Raw genomic sequence first — 18,214 nt, forward strand, 5'->3', positions numbered from 1 at the left:
GCCCCTTCACTTGCGCACGCCGACAGGGGCTGTCGGATCGTTACTGGATTCCACGCGAACGTTGGCGCGCACCTCCGGGCTCAGTCGCTTGGCAAGGGCCTCGTAGACCGCTTTTGCACGGCGCATGCCAAGGGCGGTGTTGTACGCATGCGAACCCCGCACATCGGTATGGCCGACGATGGCGATGCTGCCGCCGCCCCGCTTCTCCAGTGCCGCCGCCACCTTGTCCAGCAACGGTTCGAACTCCGGACGGATCGCCGCCTTGTCGGTGTCGAACAGCACCGTGCCAAGAAGCGCGCCGCCTTCATCCACGCCGACGACCAGCGAACCTGGATCGTCGACGTTGCCGCGCACGCTGACCACCAGCGCCTGCGCGACGGTCGGTTCCAGCATCTCCAGCAACGCAGCCTTGACCGCGTTGGCGCGTTCGAACGCCAGGGGCTCGGCATCGCCGTTGGCACTGATCACCACCTCGCCGCCGCCGTGCTTGCGCACCTGGGCAGCCATCGCTTCGATCACCGGCTGGTACTGCACGCGGACCTCGGCACTGCCGGGCGCGAAGAACACCTCGCCCAGCTCCAGCTCCACCTGCTCGCTGCCACCCTCGATCACCTGTTCGGGCAGCTTCACGCCGAAGTCGAAGCGCACCGGCACACCGGGAGTGATCCGACGGAGCAGCGGGTTGTCGGTGGTGAACTCGGCACCGGACGGCAGCGTGGACGGGTCGACCTTCAGGATGAAGTTGCGGCCACGCTCCCATGCGCCGCCCGACATGCCTGCCAGGTGATAGCGGCCGTACTGGTCGGTCTCGATCAGCAGACCTTCCACCGACGCGATGCGGACACCGGGGATGCCACGCTCGTCGATGCCGGCGTTGCGGATGACGTAGTCGACCACGTAGCCGCTCTCACCCTGCGCCACACGACGCTCGACCGTCGGCGCTGCCGCGGTCAGGCCCTTGGCGGCATCACCGGACTGCTCGATGCGCGTGTTGCCCACGGCATCCATGCGCACCGTGACGCCCTGGTCGCTGGTCAGCACGAAGTCGTCGGTGAAGGCCAGCTCGCTCAAGCGCTGCCGGATGACCACTTCATGGGCGTCCACCGGGTCCGCGGGCGACTGGCGACCGCTGATCGTGCCGACCGCGATGCCATGCAGCATCGGCGAGCTGGCATCCGGCTCGGGCTGCGGGCCCGCGCCATGGTCCAAGGTGGTCGAGTTGGCGATATAGGCGCCCGGCGCGAAACCGCCCTGCACCTTCACGCCGCCCAGCGTAGCGCTGTCCTGCCAGCCGTCGCCGTCGCGGTCGTTGAAGACCGTACCGAACAGCAGGCTGTCATCCAGCATCGCATCGGCGGTCAACTGCACCTCCGCTGTGGCCACGTTCGACACCGGCTCATCGATCGACGAACGCACCTGCGCCTGGTTGATGTGGGCGCCCGGACGCACGCCCGCGCCCACCCGCAACACGTACACCAGCGTGGCGGTCTCGCCGGCACGCACGTCCACGCCTGCGAAGCGTAGCGGCTGGTGGCCCGAGACGGTCGCCATCTGGTCGGCATCGGCCGCCAACAGCGAACCCTCGACATAGCTGAAGCCAGCCGCCGGCGTGTCCGTGATGCTGCCATTGACCAGGTCGGTGCTGCCCACGTTCTCCACCGTCAGCGTGTAGCGGACCAGGTCACCAATGCGCACCTCGCGCACGCCGGCCGACTTGCTCAGGCGGATCTCCGGCAGGCCGACCAGATGCTCGGTGCTGCAGGTCTGGCAGGTCGGCGGCGGATCGGTCGGATCCGCGCCGCTGGCCACGACCACGTTCGTCACGCGACCCGTCACCGACGCATTCACGGTGGCCGTGTAGGTGAACGTCTGTGTACCCACCGGCGTACCAGCCGGCACGATGCAGGTGATGGTCGTGCCGTTGTAGGCGCAGCCAGCCGGCATGGCGCCCAGCGTCAGCCCGCGATCCGGCGTGTCCACCAGGGTCACGGCGGAATCCAGAGCCGCCTGGCCAACCTGCACCGACAAGGTGTAGGTGATCACCTGGCCAGGCTGCACGGTCGCACCGTTGGCGGGATCGGAGCCCTTGTTCACCACCACCGTCGGCGTTGCCACCGGCGTCTCGATGTCGCACTCGTTCGCACACACCGGGTTATCGGTACCCGTACCGACCACCGCATTGCGGACCACGCCGCTCGCCTGGTCGTTGACCGTCGCGGTGTAGGTGACCGTGTAGACGCCTGGCACCGTGCCCTCCGGCAGCGTGCACACCAGCGGACTGGTCGCGCTGCAGGTGTAGGCACCCGCCGAGGTCACCGTCCCGAACGTCAGGCCTGTGCCCAGCGTGTCGGTCAGGGTGATTGCGCTGGAGGTCGGCGCTGCCGCCACCGTCGCAGACAACGTATAGGTGATCACGTCGCCCGCGACCACGCTGGTCTTGCCTGCCGGCAGCACGGCAGACTTGCCGTAGCTGACGATGGCCGGCAACGGCTCGGTCACGATGGTTTCGGTCTGGCACGCGCCCTGGCAGGTCGGGGCGTCATCGCCCGTCGCCACCACCACGTTGCGCACGAAGCCGGTCGCCAGTTCGTTCACGATTGCGGTGTAGGTCACCAGATAGGTGCCCGGCACCGTATTCGCCGGCAGCGTGCACACCAGCGGATTGCCCGTGCCGCAGCTCAGGCTGCCCGCCGTCACCGCACCCAGCGTCAGGCCCTGGCCCAGCGTGTCGGTCAGCGTGACCGGCGACGTGGTCGCAGCATCGCCGACCACGACCTGCAGGTTGTAGGTGAGGGTGTCCCCCACCGAGACCTCGGTCTGCCCGATCGGGAGGATGACCGACTTGCTGAAGGTCACCGCCGGGTTCTGCACCGGGGTGTCGATCGTCGTCGTGCAGCCCGGATCCGTGCTGCCCGCCGGACAGGCCGGACTCGTCACCACCGCCGTGTTGCGGATCGTGCCCGCATCCGCGTCAGCCTGGGTCACCGTATACGTGCCCACCAGCTCGCAGCTCGCGCCCGGCGCCACGCTGGCGCAGGTGACGGTTGACGGTGTGGTCAGCGCATCGCCCACCACCACGCTGCTCAACGTCGTGTTGCCCGTGTTGGTCATCGTCACCGTATAGGTCAGCACGTCACCCACCACGACGGCGCCACCGGTGCTGTCGTTGGTCAATGCCTTCACCAGGGTCTGCGAAGACGTCTGCGTGATCGGCGTGGTCGTCGTGCCGGTCACCGGATCGGTCTCATTCGAGTCCGCCGTCGCCGTGTTCACCACCTGGCCCGCGTCAACGTCCGTCTGCTGCACGGCATAGCTGCCCGTCAGCGTGCACGTCGCACCCGGCGCCAGCGTCGCGCACGTCGTGCTGTTCGGCGCCGCCAGCAGCGGATCGCTCACCACCACGTTGTTCAGCGTCACCGTGCCGCTGTTGGTCGCCACCACGCTGTAGCTGATCGTCGAGCCCAGCGCGTACGGACCCGTCGAGGTCACACTCTTGGCCACCGTCAGAGCCGAGCTCTGCGTGATCGGCGTGGTCGTCGTGCCGGTCACCGGATCGGTCTCATTCGAGTCCGCCGTCGCCGTGTTCACCACCTGGCCCGCGTCAACGTCCGTCTGCTGCACGGCATAGCTGCCCGTCAGCGTGCACGTCGCACCCGGCGCCAGCGTCGCGCACGTCGTGCTGTTCGGCGCCGCCAGCAGCGGATCGCTCACCACCACGTTGTTCAGCGTCACCGTGCCGCTGTTGGTCGCCACCACGCTGTAGCTGATCGTCGAGCCCAGCGCGTACGGACCCGTCGAGGTCACACTCTTGGCCACCGTCAGAGCCGAGCTCTGCGTGATCGGCGTGGTCGTCGTGCCGGTCACCGGATCGGTCTCATTCGAGTCCGCCGTCGCCGTGTTCACCACCTGGCCCGCGTCAACGTCCGTCTGCTGCACGGCATAGCTGCCCGTCAGCGTGCACGTCGCACCCGGCGCCAGCGTCGCGCACGTCGTGCTGTTCGGCGCCGCCAGCAGCGGATCGCTCACCACCACGTTGTTCAGCGTCACCGTGCCGCTGTTGGTCGCCACCACGCTGTAGCTGATCGTCGAGCCCAGCGCGTACGGACCCGTCGAGGTCACACTCTTGGCCACCGTCAGAGCCGAGCTCTGCGTGATCGGCGTGGTCGTCGTGCCGGTCACCGGATCGGTCTCATTCGAGTCCGCCGTCGCCGTGTTCACCACCTGGCCCGCGTCAACGTCCGTCTGCTGCACGGCATAGCTGCCCGTCAGCGTGCACGTCGCACCCGGCGCCAGCGTCGCGCACGTCGTGCTGTTCGGCGCCGCCAGCAGCGGATCGCTCACCACCACGTTGTTCAGCGTCACCGTGCCGCTGTTGGTCGCCACCACGCTGTAGCTGATCGTCGAGCCCAGCGCGTACGGACCCGTCGAGGTCACACTCTTGGCCACCGTCAGAGCCGAGCTCTGCGTGATCGGCGTGGTCGTCGTGCCGGTCACCGGATCGGTCTCATTCGAGTCCGCCGTCGCCGTGTTCACCACCTGGCCCGCGTCAACGTCCGTCTGCTGCACGGCATAGCTGCCCGTCAGCGTGCACGTCGCACCCGGCGCCAGCGTCGCGCACGTCGTGCTGTTCGGCGCCGCCAGCAGCGGATCGCTCACCACCACGTTGTTCAGCGTCACCGTGCCGCTGTTGGTCGCCACCACGCTGTAGCTGATCGTCGAGCCCAGCGCGTACGGACCCGTCGAGGTCACACTCTTGGCCACCGTCAGAGCCGAGCTCTGCGTGATCGGCGTGGTCGTCGTGCCGGTCACCGGATCGGTCTCATTCGAGTCCGCCGTCGCCGTGTTCACCACCTGGCCCGCGTCAACGTCCGTCTGCTGCACGGCATAGCTGCCCGTCAGCGTGCACGTCGCACCCGGCGCCAGCGTCGCGCACGTCGTGCTGTTCGGCGCCGCCAGCAGCGGATCGCTCACCACCACGTTGTTCAGCGTCACCGTGCCGCTGTTGGTCGCCACCACGCTGTAGCTGATCGTCGAGCCCAGCGCGTACGGACCCGTCGAGGTCACACTCTTGGCCACCGTCAGAGCCGAGCTCTGCGTGATCGGCGTGGTCGTCGTGCCGGTCACCGGATCGGTCTCATTCGAGTCCGCCGTCGCCGTGTTCACCACCTGGCCCGCGTCAACGTCCGTCTGCTGCACGGCATAGCTGCCCGTCAGCGTGCACGTCGCACCCGGCGCCAGCGTCGCGCACGTCGTGCTGTTCGGCGCCGCCAGCAGCGGATCGCTCACCACCACGTTGTTCAGCGTCACCGTGCCGCTGTTGGTCGCCACCACGCTGTAGCTGATCGTCGAGCCCAGCGCGTACGGACCCGTCGAGGTCACACTCTTGGCCACCGTCAGAGCCGAGCTCTGCGTGATCGGCGTGGTCGTCGTGCCGGTCACCGGATCGGTCTCATTCGAGTCCGCCGTCGCCGTGTTCACCACCTGGCCCGCGTCAACGTCCGTCTGCTGCACGGCATAGCTGCCCGTCAGCGTGCACGTCGCACCCGGCGCCAGCGTCGCGCACGTCGTGCTGTTCGGCGCCGCCAGCAGCGGATCGCTCACCACCACGTTGTTCAGCGTCACCGTGCCGCTGTTGGTCGCCACCACGCTGTAGCTGATCGTCGAGCCCAGCGCGTACGGACCCGTCGAGGTCACACTCTTGGCCACCGTCAGAGCCGAGCTCTGCGTGATCGGCGTGGTCGTCGTGCCGGTCACCGGATCGGTCTCATTCGAGTCCGCCGTCGCCGTGTTCACCACCTGGCCCGCGTCAACGTCCGTCTGCTGCACGGCATAGCTGCCCGTCAGCGTGCACGTCGCACCCGGCGCCAGCGTCGCGCACGTCGTGCTGTTCGGCGCCGCCAGCAGCGGATCGCTCACCACCACGTTGTTCAGCGTCACCGTGCCGCTGTTGGTCGCCACCACGCTGTAGCTGATCGTCGAGCCCAGCGCGTACGGACCCGTCGAGGTCACACTCTTGGCCACCGTCAGAGCCGAGCTCTGCGTGATCGGCGTGGTCGTCGTGCCGGTCACCGGATCGGTCTCATTCGAGTCCGCCGTCGCCGTGTTCACCACCTGGCCCGCGTCAACGTCCGTCTGCTGCACGGCATAGCTGCCCGTCAGCGTGCACGTCGCACCCGGCGCCAGCGTCGCGCACGTCGTGCTGTTCGGCGCCGCCAGCAGCGGATCGCTCACCACCACGTTGTTCAGCGTCACCGTGCCGCTGTTGGTCGCCACCACGCTGTAGCTGATCGTCGAGCCCAGCGCGTACGGACCCGTCGAGGTCACACTCTTGGCCACCGTCAGAGCCGAGCTCTGCGTGATCGGCGTGGTCGTCGTGCCGGTCACCGGATCGGTCTCATTCGAGTCCGCCGTCGCCGTGTTCACCACCTGGCCCGCGTCAACGTCCGTCTGCTGCACGGCATAGCTGCCCGTCAGCGTGCACGTCGCACCCGGCGCCAGCGTCGCGCACGTCGTGCTGTTCGGCGCCGCCAGCAGCGGATCGCTCACCACCACGTTGTTCAGCGTCACCGTGCCGCTGTTGGTCGCCACCACGCTGTAGCTGATCGTCGAGCCCAGCGCGTACGGACCCGTCGAGGTCACACTCTTGGCCACCGTCAGAGCCGAGCTCTGCGTGATCGGCGTGGTCGTCGTGCCGGTCACCGGATCGGTCTCATTCGAGTCCGCCGTCGCCGTGTTCACCACCTGGCCCGCGTCAACGTCCGTCTGCTGCACGGCATAGCTGCCCGTCAGCGTGCACGTCGCACCCGGCGCCAGCGTCGCGCACGTCGTGCTGTTCGGCGCCGCCAGCAGCGGATCGCTCACCACCACGTTGTTCAGCGTCACCGTGCCGCTGTTGGTCGCCACCACGCTGTAGCTGATCGTCGAGCCCAGCGCGTACGGACCCGTCGAGGTCACACTCTTGGCCACCGTCAGAGCCGAGCTCTGCGTGATCGGCGTGGTCGTCGTGCCGGTCACCGGATCGGTCTCATTCGAGTCCGCCGTCGCCGTGTTCACCACCTGGCCCGCGTCAACGTCCGTCTGCTGCACGGCATAGCTGCCCGTCAGCGTGCACGTCGCACCCGGCGCCAGCGTCGCGCACGTCGTGCTGTTCGGCGCCGCCAGCAGCGGATCGCTCACCACCACGTTGTTCAGCGTCACCGTGCCGCTGTTGGTCGCCACCACGCTGTAGCTGATCGTCGAGCCCAGCGCGTACGGACCCGTCGAGGTCACACTCTTGGCCACCGTCAGAGCCGAGCTCTGCGTGATCGGCGTGGTCGTCGTGCCGGTCACCGGATCGGTCTCATTCGAGTCCGCCGTCGCCGTGTTCACCACCTGGCCCGCGTCAACGTCCGTCTGCTGCACGGCATAGCTGCCCGTCAGCGTGCACGTCGCACCCGGCGCCAGCGTCGCGCACGTCGTGCTGTTCGGCGCCGCCAGCAGCGGATCGCTCACCACCACGTTGTTCAGCGTCACCGTGCCGCTGTTGGTCGCCACCACGCTGTAGCTGATCGTCGAGCCCAGCGCGTACGGACCCGTCGAGGTCACACTCTTGGCCACCGTCAGAGCCGAGCTCTGCGTGATCGGCGTGGTCGTCGTGCCGGTCACCGGATCGGTCTCATTCGAGTCCGCCGTCGCCGTGTTCACCACCTGGCCCGCGTCAACGTCCGTCTGCTGCACGGCATAGCTGCCCGTCAGCGTGCACGTCGCACCCGGCGCCAGCGTCGCGCACGTCGTGCTGTTCGGCGCCGCCAGCAGCGGATCGCTCACCACCACGTTGTTCAGCGTCACCGTGCCGCTGTTGGTCGCCACCACGCTGTAGCTGATCGTCGAGCCCAGCGCGTACGGACCCGTCGAGGTCACACTCTTGGCCACCGTCAGAGCCGAGCTCTGCGTGATCGGCGTGGTCGTCGTGCCGGTCACCGGATCGGTCTCATTCGAGTCCGCCGTCGCCGTGTTCACCACCTGGCCCGCGTCAACGTCCGTCTGCTGCACGGCATAGCTGCCCGTCAGCGTGCACGTCGCACCCGGCGCCAGCGTCGCGCACGTCGTGCTGTTCGGCGCCGCCAGCAGCGGATCGCTCACCACCACGTTGTTCAGCGTCACCGTGCCGCTGTTGGTCGCCACCACGCTGTAGCTGATCGTCGAGCCCAGCGCGTACGGACCCGTCGAGGTCACACTCTTGGCCACCGTCAGAGCCGAGCTCTGCGTGATCGGCGTGGTCGTCGTGCCGGTCACCGGATCGGTCTCATTCGAGTCCGCCGTCGCCGTGTTCACCACCTGGCCCGCGTCAACGTCCGTCTGCTGCACGGCATAGCTGCCCGTCAGCGTGCACGTCGCACCCGGCGCCAGCGTCGCGCACGTCGTGCTGTTCGGCGCCGCCAGCAGCGGATCGCTCACCACCACGTTGTTCAGCGTCACCGTGCCGCTGTTGGTCGCCACCACGCTGTAGCTGATCGTCGAGCCCAGCGCGTACGGACCCGTCGAGGTCACACTCTTGGCCACCGTCAGAGCCGAGCTCTGCGTGATCGGCGTGGTCGTCGTGCCGGTCACCGGATCGGTCTCATTCGAGTCCGCCGTCGCCGTGTTCACCACCTGGCCCGCGTCAACGTCCGTCTGCTGCACGGCATAGCTGCCCGTCAGCGTGCACGTCGCACCCGGCGCCAGCGTCGCGCACGTCGTGCTGTTCGGCGCCGCCAGCAGCGGATCGCTCACCACCACGTTGTTCAGCGTCACCGTGCCGCTGTTGGTCGCCACCACGCTGTAGCTGATCGTCGAGCCCAGCGCGTACGGACCCGTCGAGGTCACACTCTTGGCCACCGTCAGAGCCGAGCTCTGCGTGATCGGCGTGGTCGTCGTGCCGGTCACCGGATCGGTCTCATTCGAGTCCGCCGTCGCCGTGTTCACCACCTGGCCCGCGTCAACGTCCGTCTGCTGCACGGCATAGCTGCCCGTCAGCGTGCACGTCGCACCCGGCGCCAGCGTCGCGCACGTCGTGCTGTTCGGCGCCGCCAGCAGCGGATCGCTCACCACCACGTTGTTCAGCGTCACCGTGCCGCTGTTGGTCGCCACCACGCTGTAGCTGATCGTCGAGCCCAGCGCGTACGGACCCGTCGAGGTCACACTCTTGGCCACCGTCAGAGCCGAGCTCTGCGTGATCGGCGTGGTCGTCGTGCCGGTCACCGGATCGGTCTCATTCGAGTCCGCCGTCGCCGTGTTCACCACCTGGCCCGCGTCAACGTCCGTCTGCTGCACGGCATAGCTGCCCGTCAGCGTGCACGTCGCACCCGGCGCCAGCGTCGCGCACGTCGTGCTGTTCGGCGCCGCCAGCAGCGGATCGCTCACCACCACGTTGTTCAGCGTCACCGTGCCGCTGTTGGTCGCCACCACGCTGTAGCTGATCGTCGAGCCCAGCGCGTACGGACCCGTCGAGGTCACACTCTTGGCCACCGTCAGAGCCGAGCTCTGCGTGATCGGCGTGGTCGTCGTGCCGGTCACCGGATCGGTCTCATTCGAGTCCGCCGTCGCCGTGTTCACCACCTGGCCCGCGTCAACGTCCGTCTGCTGCACGGCATAGCTGCCCGTCAGCGTGCACGTCGCACCCGGCGCCAGCGTCGCGCACGTCGTGCTGTTCGGCGCCGCCAGCAGCGGATCGCTCACCACCACGTTGTTCAGCGTCACCGTGCCGCTGTTGGTCGCCACCACGCTGTAGCTGATCGTCGAGCCCAGCGCGTACGGACCCGTCGAGGTCACACTCTTGGCCACCGTCAGAGCCGAGCTCTGCGTGATCGGCGTGGTCGTCGTGCCGGTCACCGGATCGGTCTCATTCGAGTCCGCCGTCGCCGTGTTCACCACCTGGCCCGCGTCAACGTCCGTCTGCTGCACGGCATAGCTGCCCGTCAGCGTGCACGTCGCACCCGGCGCCAGCGTCGCGCACGTCGTGCTGTTCGGCGCCGCCAGCAGCGGATCGCTCACCACCACGTTGTTCAGCGTCACCGTGCCGCTGTTGGTCGCCACCACGCTGTAGCTGATCGTCGAGCCCAGCGCGTACGGACCCGTCGAGGTCACACTCTTGGCCACCGTCAGAGCCGAGCTCTGCGTGATCGGCGTGGTCGTCGTGCCGGTCACCGGATCGGTCTCATTCGAGTCCGCCGTCGCCGTGTTCACCACCTGGCCCGCGTCAACGTCCGTCTGCTGCACGGCATAGCTGCCCGTCAGCGTGCACGTCGCACCCGGCGCCAGCGTCGCGCACGTCGTGCTGTTCGGCGCCGCCAGCAGCGGATCGCTCACCACCACGTTGTTCAGCGTCACCGTGCCGCTGTTGGTCGCCACCACGCTGTAGCTGATCGTCGAGCCCAGCGCGTACGGACCCGTCGAGGTCACACTCTTGGCCACCGTCAGAGCCGAGCTCTGCGTGATCGGCGTGGTCGTCGTGCCGGTCACCGGATCGGTCTCATTCGAGTCCGCCGTCGCCGTGTTCACCACCTGGCCCGCGTCAACGTCCGTCTGCTGCACGGCATAGCTGCCCGTCAGCGTGCACGTCGCACCCGGCGCCAGCGTCGCGCACGTCGTGCTGTTCGGCGCCGCCAGCAGCGGATCGCTCACCACCACGTTGTTCAGCGTCACCGTGCCGCTGTTGGTCGCCACCACGCTGTAGCTGATCGTCGAGCCCAGCGCGTACGGACCCGTCGAGGTCACACTCTTGGCCACCGTCAGAGCCGAGCTCTGCGTGATCGGCGTGGTCGTCGTGCCGGTCACCGGATCGGTCTCATTCGAGTCCGCCGTCGCCGTGTTCACCACCTGGCCCGCGTCAACGTCCGTCTGCTGCACGGCATAGCTGCCCGTCAGCGTGCACGTCGCACCCGGCGCCAGCGTCGCGCACGTCGTGCTGTTCGGCGCCGCCAGCAGCGGATCGCTCACCACCACGTTGTTCAGCGTCACCGTGCCGCTGTTGGTCGCCACCACGCTGTAGCTGATCGTCGAGCCCAGCGCGTACGGACCCGTCGAGGTCACACTCTTGGCCACCGTCAGAGCCGAGCTCTGCGTGATCGGCGTGGTCGTCGTGCCGGTCACCGGATCGGTCTCATTCGAGTCCGCCGTCGCCGTGTTCACCACCTGGCCCGCGTCAACGTCCGTCTGCTGCACGGCATAGCTGCCCGTCAGCGTGCACGTCGCACCCGGCGCCAGCGTCGCGCACGTCGTGCTGTTCGGCGCCGCCAGCAGCGGATCGCTCACCACCACGTTGTTCAGCGTCACCGTGCCGCTGTTGGTCGCCACCACGCTGTAGCTGATCGTCGAGCCCAGCGCGTACGGACCCGTCGAGGTCACACTCTTGGCCACCGTCAGAGCCGAGCTCTGCGTGATCGGCGTGGTCGTCGTGTCAGGCGGCGAGGTCACGGCCGGGGCGGAGGGAGGCGTGCCCGTGGCCGTGGCGCTGTTGTTCACCACACCGGCATCGATGTTCGCCTGGGTGATCGCATAACTGGCCGTGCAGGTGGTGCTCGCACCCGGAGCCAGCGCGGTCACCGGACATGCCGCTGCTGCCGTCAGGAGCGGATCGTTGATCACGATGCCCGTCAGGGGAGTGTTGCCGGTGTTGGTCACCAGGAACGAATAGGCGATCGTACTGCCCACCGTGCCGCCGCTCGGCGCGCCAGCCGACTTGTCGATCGTCAGCGCAGGCGCCGCCGCGATGACGACGGTCGCGACAGCACTGTCGCAGGTCACGGGCACCGTCGCGGGACTGGTGCAGATCTGATAGGGATAGCTGTAGCTACCCGCTGCAGTGTTCGCAGCTACGGTGATGGTGCCGTTGGCACCCATCGTGATGCTGCCAACCGCGGGCACAGGTGCCGCACCCGGCGTCAGCGTGACGTTGGTACCGATGACCGCCGCCACATTGTTGGTGGTGTCGTTGGCGATGACGCTGGCCGTAGTGCCGCCCGCAGCAGGAACGGTGTAGCTGTCGTCCACCGCGTCGATCGTCGGCCTCACCGTCGTGACCACCGGCGGGGTGGTGCAGCCGGTGCCCACGCAGTCCGGGTCGCCACCGCCGGTCACCACCGCCGTGTTCGACACGCTGGACGCTGCCGATGCCGTCGGCGTCACGTTGATCGTGAAGCTTCTGGTGTTGCCTGGCGCCACGTTCGACAGACCCGCCGCCACCGGACAGGTCACCGTCTGGCCGCTGGTTGTGCAGCCGACCGCTGTGTTGATCGTTAGGCCCGCAGGCACGACGTCAGTGATCGTCGCGGCCGCCGTCGTCGGCGCCGTGCCGTTGTTGGTCACCGTGACGACATAGTTGTAGGCCGTGCCTACCACTGCCGTCGCCGGACCGCTCTTGGCGATCACCAGGTTCGGGGCCGTGACCGTCGTGACCACCGGCGGGGTGGTGCAGCCGGTGCCCACGCAGTCCGGGTCACCACCGCCGGTCACCACCGCCGTGTTCGACACGCTCGCTGCTGCCGATGCCGTCGGCGTCACGTTGATCGTGAAGCTCGCCGTGTTCCCTGGCGCCACGTTCGACAGGTTCGCCGGTACCGAGCAGGTCACGGTCTGGCCGCTGATCGAGCAGCCGGTCGCCGAGTTGATCGTCAGGCCCGCCGGCACCGCATCGGTCACCGTCGCGATGGCCGTCGTTGGCGCCGTGCCGTTGTTGGTCACCGTAACGACGTAGTTGTAGGCCGTACCCACCACCGCCGTCGCCGGCCCACTCTTGGCGATCACCAAGTTCGGTGCCGTGACCGTCGTGACCACCGGCGGGGTGGTGCAGCCAGTGCCCACGCAGTCCGGGTCACCGCCGCCGGTCACCACCGCCGTGTTCGACACGCTGGCTGCCGCCGATGCTGTTGGCGTCACGTTGATCGTGAAGCTTCTCGTGTTGCCTGGCGCCACATTCGACAGGTTCGCCGGTACCGAACAGGTCACGGTCTGGCCGCTGATCGAGCAGCCGGTCGCCGAGTTGATCGTCAGGCCCGCCGGCACCGCATCGGTCACCGTCGCGATGGCCGTCGTTGGCGCCGTGCCGTTGTTGGTCACCGTAACGACGTAGTTGTAGGCCGTACCCACCACCGCCGTCGCCGGCCCACTCTTGGCGATCACCAGGTTCGGTGCCGTGACCGTCGTGACCACCGGCGGGGTGGTGCAGCCAGTGCCCACGCAGTCCGGGTCACCGCCGCCGGTCACCACCGCCGTGTTCGACACGCTGGCTGCCGCCGACGCCGTCGGCGTCACATTGATCGTGAAGCTCGCCGTGTTGCCTGGCGCCACGTTCGACAGGTTCGCCGGTACCGAACAGGTCACGGTCTGGCCGCTGATCGAGCAGCCGGTCGCCGAGTTGATCGTCAGGCCCGCCGGCACCGCATCGGTCACCGTCGCGATGGCCGTGGTCGGCGCCGTGCCGTTGTTGGTCACCGTGACGACATAGTTGTAGGCCGTGCCTACCACTGCCGTCGCCGGACCGCTCTTGGCGATCACCAGGTTCGGTGCTACCACACTGACCGTCACGCTTGCCGTGTTGTTGGACGAGTTCGTGTCCACCACACCGGCGGGGACCGTCACGCTGGCGTTGTTGACGACCTGGGTCTGCGCCAACACCGGTGCCGCGAACGCGCCGTAGAGAGCCAACGCTCCAAAGGCGAGGGCGAAGCGGCTCTTCTGGGCCAAACGACGGAAGTGAGTGGAGACGTACACGGTGGTCCCTTACGGCTGGATCGGGAGAACGGCCAGCCGGGACTGCCTCCCCCAAGGCTGTCTTGAAAGTCGCATTGCCGTTCGGCGGCTCGATCGGCCTGCCTGAACGGGCATACGACACACATCGCACTTCACTTCGTAAAGCGGACATCTCTCACAAAGAAGTGAGACGCCTATTACACATTTACTTTAAATTAACGTCAACTCATTGACGTCAATAGGTAAGCGCGTGAACTTCATCACAGAAGTGCATCAGGGCGGCGTCAGAATGCCGCCGGGACCGACAGAAGGCTTTTCCTGACGGATCAGCGGGGCTTTTTTGCAGGCAATACAAAGCTCGCCCCGCCGGTCCGGGGCAGGACAGGCAGGGGGCGGAAGACTCAGGAACGGTCGGCCGGGGCCGACAGGCGGCTCAGTCGCTCTGCAGCTCGGCGACGAAGTCGTAGGCGTCGCCGCGGTAGTACGAGCGGGTGGATTCGACCACCCGACCGTCCTCGAGGAAGGCGCGGCGTTCGACCAGCAGGCCCGGGGCGCCGACGGGCAGTTCGAGGTGGCGGGCCGCCTCTTCGTCTAGGGCCACGGCGCGCAGGCGCTGGAGGGCCCGGCGAGGCCGATGGCCGTAAGCATCCAGCGCCTCATATAAAGAAGTGGTCACGCTCTCCGGATCAGGCAGGAGGGCATACGGCACCAGAGTCCGCTCAATGGCGATCGGCGAACCATCCACGTGCCGTAGTCGATACATACGGACCACGCCACTGCCCGGCGACAGGTTGAGCGCCATCGATTCTTCCGGCGTCACTTCACCGACCGAGCGCTCCAGGAACTTCACCTGCGGGTTCAACCCGCGCTCGCGCAGATCGTCGGTGAAGCTGGTCAGGCGGGAGAACTGTCGCAGGATGCGCTCGGCGACGAAGGTGCCCGCGCCCTGGCGCTGCACCAGCAGACCACTTTCGATCAGCCCGGCCAGTGCCTTGCGGATGGTCACCCGCGACAGGTCCAGCAACTGCGCCAGATCGCGCTCGCTGGGCAGCGCCTGTCCGGGCCGCAGCACGCCGGCATCCATCAGGTTCTGCAGCGCGCGACGCAGGCGCAGGTAGGCCACGGCCCGGGTGGACTCACCGGTCTGCAGCCGCTGGTATTCCTCGAGCAGGTTCGTTTGCATGTGAATCACGATACCAGTGCCGTACCAATATCGCAACAATCCTTTTACAAAGCGGACCTGTTGGCATCCCGTGGTACCCCGGTGGTATTGTTGCCTCTCACTTCAGCTGCACCGAGACGCCCGTGACCGCGAAGACCCTGCCCGTCGACACCTTCGATCTCGTCATCTTCGGCGGCACCGGCGATCTGGCGCTGCGCAAGCTGCTGCCGGGCCTGCTGCGCCGCTATGCCGACGGCCAGATCCCCGAGGACAGCCGCATCATCGGCGTGGCCCGCGACAAGCAGGGCGATGCCGAATACCAGACCAAGGTCGGCGAAGCCCTGGCCCGCATCGCCGCCAGCGATGAGACCTTGAGAGCCAAGCTGCCCGCCTTCCTGCAGAAGCTCGGCTACCTGGCGCTGGACGCGACCAAGGACGAAGGCTGGGACGAGTTCGCCAGCCGCCTGCAGTCCACCGGCGACCGCATCCGCGTGTTCTACCTGTCGACCAGCCCCACCCTGTTCGTCGCCATCTGCGACCGCCTGCGCGCGCATGGCCTGAACACCGGCAACGCCCGCGTCGTCATCGAGAAGCCGATCGGCCACGACTCGGCCAGCGCCGCGGTCATCAACGACGCCGTCGGCAGCGCCTTCGCGGAAAACCAGATCTTCCGCATCGACCACTACCTGGGCAAAGAGACGGTCCAGAACCTGCTCGCCCTGCGTTTCGCCAACATCCTGTTCGAGCCGCTGTGGAACGCCAGCCGCATCGACCACGTGCAGATCACCGTGGCCGAGACCGTCGGCCTGGAGAAGCGCGCCGGCTACTACGACACCTCCGGCGCGCTGCGCGACATGGTGCAGAACCACCTGCTGCAGCTGCTGTGCATGGTGGCGATGGAACCGCCGGCTGCATTGCAGGCCGATGCCGTGCGCGACGAGAAGCTCAAGGTGCTGCGCTCGCTCAAACCGATGCGCGGCGAAGATGTCGCCCACCTGTCCGTGCGTGGCCAGTATCGCGCCGGCGCCAGCAGCGGCGCCGCGGTGCCGGGTTACCTGGAAGAACTGGGCAAGCCCGATTCGCGCACCGAGACCTTCGTGGCGCTGAAGGCCGAAGTCGACAACTGGCGCTGGGCCGGCGTGCCGTTCTACCTGCGCACCGGCAAGCGCCTGTCCGAGCGCGTGTCCGAGATCGTCATCGCCTTCAAGCAGATCCCGCATTCCATCTTCGAGGACAGCGCCGGCCCGGTGATGGGCAACAAGCTGGTGCTGCGCCTGCAGCCGGACGAAGGCGTCAAGCTGTGGCTGATGATCAAGGACCCTGGCCCCGGCGGCCTGCGCCTGCAGCACGTACCGCTGGACATGAGCTTCGCCGAGGCCTTCGGCGTGCACCAGCCGGAAGCCTACGAGCGCCTGCTGATGGACGTGGTGCGCGGCAACCAGACGCTCTTCATGCGCCGTGATGAAGTCGAAGCCGCATGGGCGTGGATCGATCCGATCCTCGCCGCCTGGGAGACGCAGCGCGACGCGCCCAAGCCGTATACCGCCGGTTCGTGGGGCCCCAGCGCCGCCGTGGCCCTGGTCGAGCGCGACGGCCGCACCTGGCACGAAGACACCGTCTGACGCGCCCGGCCCCGCACCCGCGGGGCCTTCTCCCGGCGCACCGCCGGCCTGTCTTCCCCCGGGAAGCCCCCACTCCCGAGACCCGCCATGCCCCCCACCGATCTCTCGCTGCAGATCCAACTGCACCCGTTCCCCGATGGCGATGCCGTCGCCGCCGCGCTGGCCCAGGCCGTGGCCGACGACCTGCGCACGGCACTGGCCTCGCGCGGCCACGCCAGCCTGGCGCTGTCGGGCGGCACCACCCCGCGCCGCTTCCTGCAGGCGCTGTCGCAGCAGCCGCTGGACTGGGCGAACGTCACCGTCACCCTGGTCGACGAGCGCTGGGTCGACGACGACCATGAGCGTTCCAATGCGCGGCTGGTGAAGGAGCACCTGCTGCAGCATGAAGCCGCCGCGGCCCGCTTCGTCCCGCTCTATCGCCCCACCGCCACGCCGGACGACGCCCTGGCCGACGTCGCGTCAGCCCTGCCGGCCACGCTGGATGTTGCCGTGCTGGGCATGGGCGGCGACGGACACACTGCCTCGTTCTTCCCGGGCGGCGACCGTCTGGCCGAGGCGATGGATCCAGCCACCCCTGCCACCGTGCTGCCGATGCGTGCGCCCGGCGCCGGCGAGCCCCGCATCACCCTGACCCTGCCCGTCCTGCGCGATGCCGGCCATCTCTACCTGCACATCGAAGGCGGCGAGAAGCGGCAGGTGCTCCAGCAGGCCCTGTCGGGACACGGCGCCGGGGCGCAGTACCCGATGCACCATGTACTGCAGGCCCTGCGCTCCCCGCTGCAGGTCTACCTGACCGCCTGAGCCGCCGCGCGCCGGTGTTGAGGCAAAACCGGCCGCCCTGCTTATAATGTGGCCTTGTCCGCAGCGCCCCGGCGCCCGTCGACCCCCGTTTTCGTAGCCATGCGCGGCCTCGCGGCCGTGCTGCCAAAGGTGGAAAGTGCGTAACTACGACCTCGAATTCCTCAAGCATTTCTCGATGGTGATCGGCTTCCTGATGCTGGTCACCGCGGGCCTGATCGTCGGCGCGTACTTCCTGCACGACAGCCTGCCGCCGGAAGTGAACCCGAAGACCGTGCAGATCACCGAGGCGCGCATCGCGCCGGCCGGTGCGGTCTATGCCGGCGAAACGGGCGCCGCCGCGCAGGCCGCTGCAGCGGCCGCCGCCGCCGCCGCCGCCGCTTCCCAGGTCGCCTACGGCGGCACGCTGGATGGCGGCGAGATCTACAAGAACCTCTGCGGCGCCTGCCACACCAACGGCGTGGGCAAGGCCCCGATGCTGACGGCCGCCGGCATGGGCGCACGCGCCAGCAAGGGTGTGGACACGCTGTACAAGCACGCCATCGAGGGTTTCACCGGTCCGGACGGCGGCATCATGCCCCCGAAGGGCGGCAACCCGGCCATCACCGAGGAGCAGATCCACGCCACGGTCGACTGGATGCTGGCCAACAGCAAGTAAGGCCTACCGCCTTCCACGAAACGCCGCCTCCGGGCGGCGTTTTTGTTTGTGCGGTCCATAAGCGCATGTCGGAGATGCCCCTTCTCCCCCGCCACGGGGGAGAAGGTGGCCGAAGGCCGGATGAAGGGGCGAACGAAATCCCATTCCCACGGTCGAAGGCTGCCCCGTAACGTTCGAGACATCACGGTCGCGATGATGCGGCGGCGCCGTCGCCCCTCACCCACCCTCCGGGCACCCTCTCCCCGCACGCGGGGCGAGTGGAACACG

The 18,214-nt window shown here is 68.1% G+C and carries 5 protein-coding genes; 3 read left to right on the top strand and 2 right to left on the bottom strand.

What is annotated here, in order from left to right; translation table 11 throughout:
• Positions 1-6 precede the first annotated feature (6 nt).
• Together ACSQ1W_RS18590 and ACSQ1W_RS18595 are read right to left on the bottom strand one after the other, a co-directional pair.
• A complete protein-coding gene (locus ACSQ1W_RS18590; protein ID WP_436045314.1) occupies positions 7-13,728 on the bottom strand; it encodes a DUF7507 domain-containing protein in 13,722 nt (4,573 codons plus the stop codon).
• 412 nt (positions 13,729-14,140) lie between these two features.
• Complete coding sequence (locus ACSQ1W_RS18595; RefSeq protein WP_192273979.1) at positions 14,141-14,890, bottom strand: GntR family transcriptional regulator; 750 nt, start codon at positions 14,888-14,890, stop codon at positions 14,141-14,143.
• A 122-nt stretch (positions 14,891-15,012) separates the two neighbouring features.
• On the opposite strand from ACSQ1W_RS18595, the gene zwf reads away from it, so the two are divergent.
• The 3 genes from zwf (at position 15,013) to ACSQ1W_RS18610 (ending at position 17,947) form a co-directional block, all read left to right on the top strand.
• Positions 15,013-16,491: a glucose-6-phosphate dehydrogenase gene (zwf, locus tag ACSQ1W_RS18600; RefSeq protein WP_436045315.1), complete on the top strand. Its 1,479-nt coding sequence runs from the start codon at positions 15,013-15,015 to the stop codon at positions 16,489-16,491.
• Between the two features lie 87 nt (positions 16,492-16,578).
• Positions 16,579-17,292: a 6-phosphogluconolactonase gene (pgl, locus tag ACSQ1W_RS18605; protein WP_436045316.1), complete on the top strand. Its 714-nt coding sequence runs from the start codon at positions 16,579-16,581 to the stop codon at positions 17,290-17,292.
• A gap of 136 nt (positions 17,293-17,428) precedes the next feature.
• Positions 17,429-17,947, top strand: coding sequence for a c-type cytochrome (locus ACSQ1W_RS18610; RefSeq protein WP_192273982.1), 519 nt, complete (start codon positions 17,429-17,431; stop codon positions 17,945-17,947).
• The last annotated feature ends 267 nt before the right edge of the window (positions 17,948-18,214 follow it).

Source organism: Pseudoxanthomonas sp. LjRoot143 (assembly GCF_964252945.1).
In the GTDB taxonomy this organism is placed as follows: Bacteria; Pseudomonadota; Gammaproteobacteria; order Xanthomonadales; family Xanthomonadaceae; genus Pseudoxanthomonas_A.

Bases quoted from the DNA above. Each gene is read 5' to 3' on its own strand.
- pgl (WP_436045316.1), top strand. From the start codon at position 16,579: ATGCCCCCCACCGATCTCTCGCTGCAGATCCAACTGCACCCGTTCCCC.
- ACSQ1W_RS18595 (WP_192273979.1), bottom strand. From the start codon at position 14,890: ATGCAAACGAACCTGCTCGAGGAATACCAGCGGCTGCAGACCGGTGAG.